Origin of the sequence: Streptomyces populi, assembly GCF_002911015.1 — a bacterium.
GTDB lineage: Bacteria > Actinomycetota > Actinomycetes > Streptomycetales > Streptomycetaceae > Streptomyces > Streptomyces populi.
The window spans coordinates 1-9,830 of the sequence record NZ_KZ627029.1; the positions used below are offsets into that span (position 1 = coordinate 1).

The window sequence follows — 9,830 nt, forward strand, 5'->3', positions numbered from 1 at the left end:
GGGAAGGACCCGTGCCGGGGACGGATCAGGCGCGTGCCTTCCTCGCGGCGGCCGGACCCTTCGTGCCTCCGGCCTTGCTCCCGGTCCGTTCCGGCGGCGCCGGGCAGGGACGCTGCCGAGGGCGGGAGACGGTCTGGCGGGGCGGCCGGGTCAGCGTGATCTGACGGACCAACTGCTGAAAACAGGTCAGCGACGCGAGGGCGGGTACGACGGCCGTGGCCACACCGGTGATCGTCTGGTGGGCGTCGGCCACGCAGAACATCATGGCGACGGAGGAGAACAGCAGGACCACGTACCACGAGTGCACGGCCCGGCGCCGGTGCAGGGCGGCCCTCAGGATGGAGAGCGAGGCCACCGTCCAGGGGCCGTAGACCAGAAGGGGCCACCAGGGCCCCGTGCCGCTCTGCGCGTTGGACGCGATGCGTTGCAGGGGCGAGTAGGCCACCATGCCGCTGAAGACGCTCACCATCGACACGGCGGCGGCGGCGACCGCGGCGATCATGAAGCTGACGGCCTGCAGCCAGTTGCGGGGATCGCGGACCCGTACCTTGCGGTGCCCGGCCGAGGAACGCCGGACGGGCGGCAGTTCGGCGGTGATCTGGACCAGGTTGTCCATCGGGTCACCGGTGAACTCGTCGGCGTGGGCCGCCTCGGCGCGTGGCGTGTAGGCCGCTTCGGCGCGTGGCGTGTAGGCCGCCTCGGTGCGCGGCGGCGGCACGGTGACCTCGTGCTCCGCCGCCGCGGCGTCCTGCAGGAGATAGGTGAGTTCCTCGACCGGGTCCCAGCCCTGTTCGTGCAGGGCGGTCACGGGATCGTCGTACGGACCGCCCTCCGTCCCGGCCGGGTGTCCGGGATGCTGTCCGTACCGGGCGAAGGAGAGATTCAAATAGTCGTCATTCACGGAAATTCGTCCCGGTCACGTGAGCGCCGTGGTGGCCGGAGCGTCCCCGGCCGTTCCACCGCTGGCCGTTTTCCTTCTGGACCGTGTCCGTTGCCGTCGCTTCGGGGAAGGCCGGAGCGAGAGATCTTGCTTTCGCCATGTTCCGCTAACGCCTTTCCCCCTCCTCCAGATGTGCGGCAATCGAGTGAGCGCGAGGAGGCGGAACTGTCCGTGAAAGCAGCCTTTCGTGTCCATGTCTGATGGCTTCCCGTGCCTCGGTGGCCGGGTGCCGTCGGCGTCCATGACCGTCCGCCCACCGGTCCGGGCGGGACGAAACCGTCCGGACCGCACTATTGCGGCACGGATGGCCTCCTCGTGGGCCAGGGCCCCCGCCAGGCGCTCGCGGCCGGTAGGCTGTAGCCGCTCCGCCCCAGGTGGGACGGGGCGAGGTGGGTTGCCCGAGCGGCCTAAGGGAACGGTCTTGAAAACCGTCGTGGCGCGAGTCACCGTGGGTTCAAATCCCACACCCACCGCAGTTCACGGACGTGCAGGACGAATGGGGTGCCCCTCGATGAGGGGCACCCCATTCGCATGAGCCCTGTTCCCGGTCGGTCCGGTGCGGCGGCCGGTGCGGGTCAGGAGTGCTCGCGGGTGGCCGGGTTGTTCAGGCAGAGCGCGATGTTCCGGACCGCGGCGGTGAGTTCCTCGATCACCCTGGCCGCTTGTTCCGCGTTGTGGAAGGCCGGGCGTTCCGCCAGTGACTGGCCCAGTTCCTGCGCCGCCCGCAGGGCCGCTCCGGCGCTCTCGGCGGGAGGAGGGGACGGGGCGGCGGCGGGCGCGGGAGCCTCGGCCGGGGGAGGGGACGCCGGTGCGACGGACCGGACCGGCGCGGCCGGGTTCGCCGGGGGCGCGGCGGAGGCCGCGGGCGCCGGCGACCCCGTCGGCTCGGGGGCGGCGGGCGCGGGCGGGCCGGCCGGCGCGGAGCCGGTCTCCGGTTCCCCCCGGTACCTGTCGAACGGGAGGCGGAAGATCCCGGAGCCGCTGACCGGGAAGGCGTGCGTCTCCTCTTCCCGGCGGGACGGCGGAGCGGGCGAGGGCGGTGCCGCGTAGGGCCCCTGGGTGATCTGCTGGACGTGCGGGGGCAGGTCCGGCGCACGGCGCGTCCGGGGCAGCAGCAGGTGTTCGAAACCGGGGAACGCCAGGGTGGCGGAGTGCGTGGAGGCGTGGGGGCTGTACTGGGCCTGCCACTGCATGCGGTAGCAGTCGACCTGGTCGGCGCAGGCGGCGCGGGTGTGGAAGACCGCGGTGTTCTCCCCCAGGTCCGGGTACCAGAGGTTCGGACCCGGGAAGTGCACGGTCCGTCCCCGGGGCTTGATCTGCTCGGCGCACCCCATGCAGCAGCCCTCCGGCACCATGAGCGGGATGCCGCCGCTCTGCTCCGGGCGGCGGGGACCGCTCTCCCAGCGGTACTCCCCGTGGTGGCAGGGCGGCAGTTCGCCGCAGGCGCGGCAGACGGCGTAGTGCTCCGGGAGGACCTGCCAGTCGTGGCTGGCGGGAGCGCACCAGTGCTTCGGCGCGGACCGGGGCAGGTTCTCGCTGCGCAGGACCAGGATCACCGGGCGCTTGTAGAACTCGGCGCGCTCGGGAGCCGGTTTGACAGCCTGGCCGTTGGCCCGCCGCAGTTCGTTGGCGTGCCACCACAGCTCCAGGTGTTCGCCCCAGGCCTTCTCGTAGGCCTCCGGCCACCAGTCGCCCGTGTAGTCGTTGATCTCCAGAACCCGCCAGGCCTGCCGGTCCAGTACCACAATGGAGCCGGCCCGCAACCGCAGGTGTGTCCTGTCGTCGCCCTCGTCCGGCCAGTCGTGCCGTCCGATATGGGTGGGTTGGCCCGGGAGCCACCTGCGAACCTGCATGCCACGCTCCTCGGCAACGAAACTTCAAAGTTTCAAATGGGGCGGTTGGCCACATTCTGAACAATCGAGGCGTTTGGTTCGGTGTAGACACGCACACGCCGTTGACTCATGAGGACCGGAAACGCGTTCCGCGTCGCCGCCGCCCTCCGGAAACACCTTTGCCGCCGGGTGTTTTCGCCGCTCGGACCGTCGCCGGGACAGGCTTTTCCGCGCCATCGGGCAGGTGGGCACATACCCGGCCGCCAGGTCCCGACGCTCACCCGTACGTGTGATGAAACTTCGCTGGTCGGCACCTCGTACGTGTGCATCGTCCCGCGCACCCGCCGCACGGGTGACGCCCTCGTCTCAGTGCCGCCGGGCCGTGGGGGCCGTCATCCGTGCCGCGGAGGCGATGGTCGAGCGGGCCTCCCGTTCGGTCAGGCCCGTGCGGACGGCGGCCTGGACGAGCTGGGTGGTCAGCTGGGGACCGATGCCGTTCTCGTGGGCGCGGCAGGCGGCCCAGAAGAGACGGGTGTTGCGCTGGCCCTCGTGGGCGGCGAGGACGAACTGGACCAGTCCCTGTCCCTGCCGCTCGGCCGCGGAGGGAGTGGGGTGGTGGGCGCGGGGGTGGGGCAGGAGCAGGCGCAGGAGCTCGGACGGACAGGGCGCGGGCGCGAGCCGGGAGGTGCCGGGGGCCGTCTCGTACACGCCGTGCGCGGTCCGCGAGCCGGGGCCGACGAGATAGCCGCCCGCGCCGCGGATGTCGATGCCGGGGGCGAGCCGGCTCGCGGAGTTGGGGACCACGACGTCCGGCGGTCCGCTCAGCCACAGGTGGCGTCCGCCGCTGGGGGTCAGGACGACGACCGTGTCCGGGATCGTGAAGAGGTGGCGCAGGGCCAGCTCGCGCAGGGCCGTCGAGGAGTCCGTGCCGGATTTGGTGTCGAGGTCGACGCCGATGAGGTGGTGCGGGTGCAGCCCGCAGGCGATGCCGTAGCCGGTGGCCCAGGGGGCGGCGGCGAACAGTTCGCGGATGCGCCGGGGATCGGTCGAGGCGTCGTACACGCCGTGCCCGAAGCGGCCGCATTCGCCGTGGCAGGGGAGGGGGTCGGGGTCGTCACGGTGGGGGGAGCGCAGGGCCGGGAGCTTCGTGCGGGACAGCGGGATCACCGCGAGTCCACGCTCGGCCGCGGACAGGGCATGGGCCAGGGCCAGAGTGGTGGCCCGCCGGTCGATGGTGGCCATGTCTCCATGTTCGTACGGATGTTCGAGAAAGGGAAGGGTGCCGCGCGGGTGCGGGAGTGCCGGTCGGGTGATCCTCGGGGCCGCCCGGGAAGGCGCCGGACGCTTCGGCCGTTGCGGCGCCCGGGTCCGGTGGCCGGTGTGGGGCGAGCGGGGGCTTCGCGGGTGTTGAGGGGGGTTTATCGACATGTCATCACGCTTGAGGGGGATTCGCGCCTTCCGGGGTGGTCGGCCGGGGCGCCGTGGGCAACTCTGGACCGCGACGTCGTGGACAGCACCGGGGCGGCGGGCCAACCGCCCCGGAGCAAGCCGTACTTCCCGTGCGATCCGGCTCACCGCCGGTCCGTACGGCCGGTTCTGGAGGAACTCGCATGCCGAGCATCCGTACCGCCCGCGTCCTCGCCGTCGCCGCGGCCCCGCCCCCGGCCGCCGCCCTCTTCGCCGGGGTCGGGCGCGACGACAGTGGCAATGCCGCCGTCACTCGGCAGCAGGCGGACGGTTCCGCGTTCACGGCTGTCCGGCAGGGGGACGTCATCGTCGACTTCGTCGGATTCCGGTGAGCCGGGGGCCGGGGGTGTGACCGTCGGCCGGGGCGGGGCGGGGCGGGGCTGGGGGGCTCTCGGGGGGCGTCCGTGCGGCGGTGCTCCTGCGCCGTCGCACGGACGTGCCCGGGGGTGAGGGCGGGGGCGGGGGTGCCGAGGCGGTGCGGGGGAGGCCCGAGCGGGGTGCCCACGACCTTGACAGGTGAAGGTATCTGACGGACAGTCAGAAAACCTTGTTCGTACGAGGTCCGGGAGGGCCGCCGCCGTGCACCTCGCCCCCACCGAGCGCCAGCAGCGGCTGCGCGCCGAGCTCCGCACGTACTTCCGGGACCTGATGCCGGACGGCCCACCGCCGGCCACCGACCCCGCGGGACAGCGGGCGCTGCTGCGCCGCATCGGCGCCGACGGTCTGCTCGGTCTCGGCTGGCCGGTCGCGTACGGGGGACAGGGGCGCGGAGCGGACGAGCAGTTCGTCTTCTTCGACGAGGCGTACCGGGCCGGTGCGCCCGTCTCGATGGTCACGCTGAACACCGTCGGACCGACCCTCATGAAGTACGGCAGCGAGGAGCAGAAGGACTTCTTCCTGCCGCGCATCCTGAAGGGCGACCTCGTCTTCGCCATCGGGTACTCGGAGCCGTCGGCCGGTACGGACCTCGCCTCGCTGCGCACGCGTGCCGTCCGGGAGGGAGGGGGGACCGCGGGACCGGCCCGCGCCGGGGCCGGTCCCGGCGCGGCGGGCGGCGGGAGCGGGACCGGGACCGAGGGCGGGCACTGGCGGATCGACGGACAGAAGATCTTCACCTCCAACGCCCAGAACGCCGACTGGATCTGGCTCGCCTGCCGGACCGACCCGGACGCTCCGAAGCACCGGGGCATCTCGATCCTGCTCGTCCCCACCGACGCGCCCGGGTTCTCGTGGACGCCGATCGAGACGGTGGGCGGCCAGACCACCACGGCGACCTACTACGACGGGATCCGCGTTCCGGCCGGGAACCTGGTCGGCGAGGAGAACGCCGGCTGGGAGCTCGTCACCAGCCAGCTCAACCACGAGCGGGTGGCCCTGGCCGCGATCGGCATGCAGGCCGAGGACTTCTACGCGGCCGCCCTGGAGGCGGCCCGCACGCCCGACCCGGTGACCGGGCGGCGCCGGGCCGACGAGCCGTGGGTGCGTCTCCGGCTCGCCGAGGCGCACGCCCGGCTGGCGGCGTCACGCCTGCTCAACTGGCGTCTGGTGGGGGACCTGGGATCCGGCGGGCCGGCGCCCGGGGACGCGAGCGGCGTGAAGGTCGCGGGAACCGAGTCCGCGGTCGCGGTGTACCGGATGTGCCAGCACGTCGTCGGAGCGGAGGCGCTGGTCCGGTCCGGTTCACCGGGCGCGTTCGGGGGCGGCGGGCTGGAGCGGATGAACCGGGCGGCGCAGATCAACACGTTCGGCGGCGGGGTGAGCGAGGTGCAGCGGGAGATCGTCGCGACGACGCGGCTCGGCATGAGGAGGGGGCGGAGGTGAGCGGACGGGAAGCGGGCGGCGGCCCCGTGCGCGACGGAGACGTGCGGGACACCGCCCCGCCCGCCGCCGCCGCCGACGACGCCGCCGGCACCGGCACCGGCACCGGCGCGGATGACGGGGACGAACTGTCGGAGCGCCTGCGGAAGTACCAGGGGCGGGCGGCCACCGCCGGGGGCGTGGGCAGGGACCTGGTCAACCTGCCGATGATCCGGCACTGGTGCGAGGCCATGGGGGACACCAACCCGGCGTACCGGGGACCGGACGCCGTGGCCCCGCCCACCATGCTCCAGGCGTGGACGATGAGCGGCCTCTCCGGACACACGGACCGCCCCGGCCGCTCCGGGACGTACGACGAACTGTTCGGCCTGCTCGACGACGCCGGATACACCTCGGTGGTCGCCACCGACTGCGAACAGGAGTACCTGCGCCCGCTGCGCCCCGGGGACGAGATCACCTTCGACTCGATGATCGAGTCCGTGTCCGGGCGCAAGACGACCAAGCTGGGAACCGGGTACTTCGTCACCACGCGGATGGACATCCGGGCGGGGGGCGAGCTCGCCGGGACGCACAGGTTCCGCATCCTCAAGTACCGCCCTGCGCGCCGGAGTCCGAGGGAGGGCGAGGCACCCGGGGGATCGTCGGGCGCCGCGCGGAGCGGGAACGCCGGGGCGGGAGCCGTACGTCCGCGGCCGGTGGTCAACCGGGACAACGCCGGCTTCTGGGAGGGCGTCGGGCGGCACCGGCTGCTGATCCAGCGCTGCGCGGACTGCGGGGCGCTGAGGTTCCCGTGGCTGCCGGGGTGCGGTGCGTGCGGCTGCCCGGACTGGGACACGGTCGAGTCCTGCGGCGAGGGGACCGTGTACTCGTACGTCGTCATGCACCATCCGCCGTTCCCGGCCTTCGACCCTCCCTACGCCGTCGCCCTGATCGAGCTGGCCGAGGGCGTGCGGATCGTGAGCGACGTGGTGGGGGTCCCGCCCGGCGAGGTGCGGATCGGGATGCCGGTGCGGCTCGAGTTCCGGCGGTACGACGAGGAGCTGGAACTGCCGGTCTTCCGTGCCGCGCGGCGGGCCGGCGCCGGCCCGGACGGGGAGGACTGACGTGGACTTCACGCCCACCGGGGAACAGGCGGCCGCCGCGGAGCTGGCCGCGCGGATCTTCGGCGACCTCTCCACCCACGAGCGGCTCAGCGCCGCCGGCACCGGCAGCGACGCCGGGCTGTGGAAGGAACTGTGTTCCGCGGGGCTGGTGGCCGCGGTCGCGGACACCGGGCTCCTCGGCCTCGTGCTGATGCTGGAGGAACAGGGGCGCACCACGGCGCAGGTGCCGTTCGCCGCGAGCTGCGTGTACGGACTGCTCGCGCTGACGGCGCACGGTTCGCCGGAGCAGCGCGAGCGGCTGCTGCCGGGGATCGCCGACGGGACGGTGGTGGTGACCGGCGCGGTGCCGGGCCCGGGCGTCCGGTCCGCCTCCGGGACGCTGACCGGTGTCCTTCCCGCCGTGCCCTGGCTGCGTGACGCCACCCATGTGCTCGTCGCCGACGACCGGCGCCGGCTCTGGCTGGTCCGTACCGCGGAGGCGGCGGGCGAGCCGGTCGAGCTGACGGCGCCCTGGTCGGCGGGGCGCCTGACGCTGGCGGGGACGCCGGGCGAGGCACTGGGCGGCCCGGGGGCGTACGAGGACCTGCTGGCCACGGCCCGTACCGCCTTCGCCGGACTGCAGGCCGGGGTGTGCGCGGGGTCGCTGGCGCGGGCGGTGGAGCACACGAACGCGCGCGAGCAGTTCGGGCGGCCGCTCGCCGCCCGGCAGGGCGTCCAACTGCGCGCCGCCGACGCGTACATGGACACCGAGGCGATACGGGTGACGGCGTACGAGGCCGCGTGGCGGCGCGACGAGGGGCTGCCGTACGTGACGCACTCCCTGACGGCGGCCTGGTGGGCGTCGGAGGCCGGGCAGCGGGTGGTGCACACGGGCCAGCACCTGCACGGCGGGGCGGGCGCGGACCTCGGACACCCCGTCCACCGGCATTTCCTGTGGGGCCGGCAACTGGACGCGTATCTGGGAGGCGGAGGCGAAGTGTTGCAGGAACTGGGGGAGTCGATCGTGGACGGGGAGGCGGGGGCATGAGGGCGGGCGACGCGCTGCCGCCGCTGGAGATCGAGATCACCCGCACGCTGATCGTGGCCGGGGCGATCGCCTCACGGGACTACCAGGACGTGCACCACGACGCGGACCTGGCGCGGGCCAAGGGGTCGCCGGACATCTTCATGAACATCCTGACGACCAACGGCCTGGTCGGACGGTACGTGACCGACCACTTCGGCCCGGCCGCCGTGCTGCGCAGGGTGGCGATCCGCCTCGGCGCCCCCAACCACCCCGGGGACACCATGGTGCTGACCGGCTCGGTCGAGGCGGTCGACGGCGACACGGCGACCGTGCGCATCCTCGGCGCCAACGGCATCGGCCGGCACGTCACGGGCACGGTGACGGTGACGGTCCCGGCCGGGTCTCCCGCTCCCGGAGCGGCACCCGCCCCGGACCCCGCTTCCGCCGCTCCCCGATCCGGAGGCGGCGCATGAGTGTGCGCGGGCGGGACGGCCTCGGCGGACGGGCGGCGATCGCCGGCATCGGGGCCACCGAGTTCTCCAAGGACTCCGGGCGCAGCGAGCTGCGGCTGGCGGTGGAGGCGGTGCGGGCCGCGCTCGACGACGCGGGGCTGACACCGGGGGACGTGGACGGTCTGGTGACGTTCACGATGGACACCAGCCCGGAGATCACCGTCGCCCAGGCGGCCGGCATGGGGGAGCTGTCCTTCTTCTCGCGCGTCCACTACGGCGGCGGGGCGGCCTGCGCGACCGTCCAGCAGGCGGCGCTCGCGGTGGCGGCCGGGGTGGCCGAGGTCGTGGTCTGCTACCGGGCGTTCAACGAGCGCTCCGGCCGAAGGTTCGGCTCGGGCGTGCAGCGGCGGGAGCCGTCCGCGGAGGGTGCGGCGCTGGGCTGGGTCCTGCCGTTCGGGCTGCTCACCCCGGCCTCCTGGGTGGCGATGGCGGCCCAGCGGTACCTGCACGCCTACGGACTGACCCCCGAGGCGTTCGGCCATGTCGCGGTGGTGGACCGCAGGCACGCGGCGACGAACCCGGCGGCGTACTTCCACGGCAGGCCGATCACGCTCGCCGAGCACGCGGCCTCGCGGTGGATCGTGGAGCCGCTGCGACTGCTGGACTGCTGCCAGGAGACCGACGGCGGCCAGGCCCTGGTGGTCACCTCCGTGGAGCGGGCCCGTGACCTGCGGCACTCCCCCGCGGTGATCACCGCCGCCGCGCAGGGCGCGGGCCGGGCGCAGGAGCAGATGACGAGCTTCTACCGGGACGGTCTGACCGGGCTCCCGGAGATGGGCGTGGTGGCCCGGCAACTGTGGCGGACGGCGGGGCTGGGCCCGGCGGAGATCGACGTGGGGATCCTGTACGACCACTTCACGCCGTTCGTGCTGATGCAGCTGGAGGAGTTCGGCTTCTGCGCGCCGGGGCAGGCCGCGGACTTCGTCGCCGAGGAGAGGCTGCCGCTGAACACCCACGGGGGACAGCTCGGGGAGGCGTACCTGCACGGCATGAACGGGATAGCGGAGGGCGTGCGGCAGCTGCGGGGCACCTCCGTGAACCAGACGGCGGGCGCCGAGCGCGTCCTGGTGACCGCGGGAACCGGGGTTCCGACGTCGGGCCTGATCCTCGGAACCGACGCCTGAGACCGCCGCCACCACGAGTCACCCGCGG

General features: G+C 73.6%; 9 protein-coding genes and 1 tRNA gene. 7 read left to right on the plus strand and 3 right to left on the minus strand.

The window, feature by feature from the left end; all coding sequences use genetic code 11:
• Positions 1 to 25: 25 nt before the first annotated feature.
• Positions 26 to 901 (minus strand): DUF2637 domain-containing protein, encoded by an 876-nt coding sequence (locus CW362_RS41335; protein WP_103554736.1) that lies wholly within the window; start codon positions 899 to 901, stop codon positions 26 to 28.
• 427 nt (positions 902 to 1,328) lie between these two features.
• Between CW362_RS41335 and CW362_RS41340 the strand changes: the two genes are divergently transcribed.
• Positions 1,329 to 1,413: transfer RNA gene (locus CW362_RS41340), tRNA-Ser, on the plus strand.
• 102 nt (positions 1,414 to 1,515) lie between these two features.
• Here CW362_RS41340 and CW362_RS41345 read toward each other — a convergent pair.
• Together CW362_RS41345 and CW362_RS41350 are read right to left on the minus strand one after the other, a co-directional pair.
• Entirely contained in the window at positions 1,516 to 2,793 is a 1,278-nt protein-coding gene (locus tag CW362_RS41345) for a hypothetical protein (protein ID WP_103554737.1), read from the minus strand.
• A 345-nt stretch (positions 2,794 to 3,138) separates the two neighbouring features.
• Entirely contained in the window at positions 3,139 to 4,014 is an 876-nt protein-coding gene (locus CW362_RS41350; RefSeq protein ID WP_103554738.1) for a bifunctional DNA primase/polymerase, read from the minus strand.
• A gap of 368 nt (positions 4,015 to 4,382) precedes the next feature.
• On the opposite strand from CW362_RS41350, the gene CW362_RS41355 reads away from it, so the two are divergent.
• The 6 genes from CW362_RS41355 (at position 4,383) to CW362_RS41380 (ending at position 9,802) form a co-directional block, all read left to right on the plus strand.
• Positions 4,383 to 4,571: a hypothetical protein gene (locus tag CW362_RS41355; protein ID WP_103554739.1), complete on the plus strand. Its 189-nt coding sequence runs from the start codon at positions 4,383 to 4,385 to the stop codon at positions 4,569 to 4,571.
• A gap of 247 nt (positions 4,572 to 4,818) precedes the next feature.
• Positions 4,819 to 6,060: an acyl-CoA dehydrogenase family protein gene (locus CW362_RS41360; RefSeq protein ID WP_103554740.1), complete on the plus strand. Its 1,242-nt coding sequence runs from the start codon at positions 4,819 to 4,821 to the stop codon at positions 6,058 to 6,060.
• Positions 6,061 to 6,185: 125 nt separating this feature from the next.
• Positions 6,186 to 7,160: a bifunctional MaoC family dehydratase N-terminal/OB-fold nucleic acid binding domain-containing protein gene (locus CW362_RS41365; protein WP_240658329.1), complete on the plus strand. Its 975-nt coding sequence runs from the start codon at positions 6,186 to 6,188 to the stop codon at positions 7,158 to 7,160.
• Position 7,161: 1 nt separating this feature from the next.
• The gene (locus tag CW362_RS41370) at positions 7,162 to 8,187 is read left to right on the plus strand and encodes an acyl-CoA dehydrogenase family protein (protein ID WP_103554744.1); all 1,026 of its coding nucleotides are present in this window, start codon (positions 7,162 to 7,164) and stop codon (positions 8,185 to 8,187) included.
• Positions 8,184 to 8,639 (plus strand): MaoC family dehydratase, encoded by a 456-nt coding sequence (locus CW362_RS41375; protein WP_103554741.1) that lies wholly within the window; start codon positions 8,184 to 8,186, stop codon positions 8,637 to 8,639. The genes CW362_RS41370 and CW362_RS41375 overlap by 4 nt, the downstream gene beginning before the upstream one ends.
• Positions 8,636 to 9,802, plus strand: a complete 1,167-nt coding sequence (locus CW362_RS41380) for a lipid-transfer protein (RefSeq protein ID WP_103554742.1) — start codon at positions 8,636 to 8,638, stop codon at positions 9,800 to 9,802. The genes CW362_RS41375 and CW362_RS41380 overlap by 4 nt, the downstream gene beginning before the upstream one ends.
• The last annotated feature ends 28 nt before the right edge of the window (positions 9,803 to 9,830 follow it).

Coding starts and splice junctions, on each gene's coding strand:
- CW362_RS41345 (WP_103554737.1), bottom strand. CDS start 2,793: ATGCAGGTTCGCAGGTGGCTCCCGGGCCAACCCACCCATATCGGACGG.
- CW362_RS41350 (WP_103554738.1), bottom strand. CDS start 4,014: ATGGCCACCATCGACCGGCGGGCCACCACTCTGGCCCTGGCCCATGCC.
- CW362_RS41355 (WP_103554739.1), top strand. CDS start 4,383: ATGCCGAGCATCCGTACCGCCCGCGTCCTCGCCGTCGCCGCGGCCCCG.
- CW362_RS41375 (WP_103554741.1), top strand. CDS start 8,184: ATGAGGGCGGGCGACGCGCTGCCGCCGCTGGAGATCGAGATCACCCGC.
- CW362_RS41380 (WP_103554742.1), top strand. CDS start 8,636: ATGAGTGTGCGCGGGCGGGACGGCCTCGGCGGACGGGCGGCGATCGCC.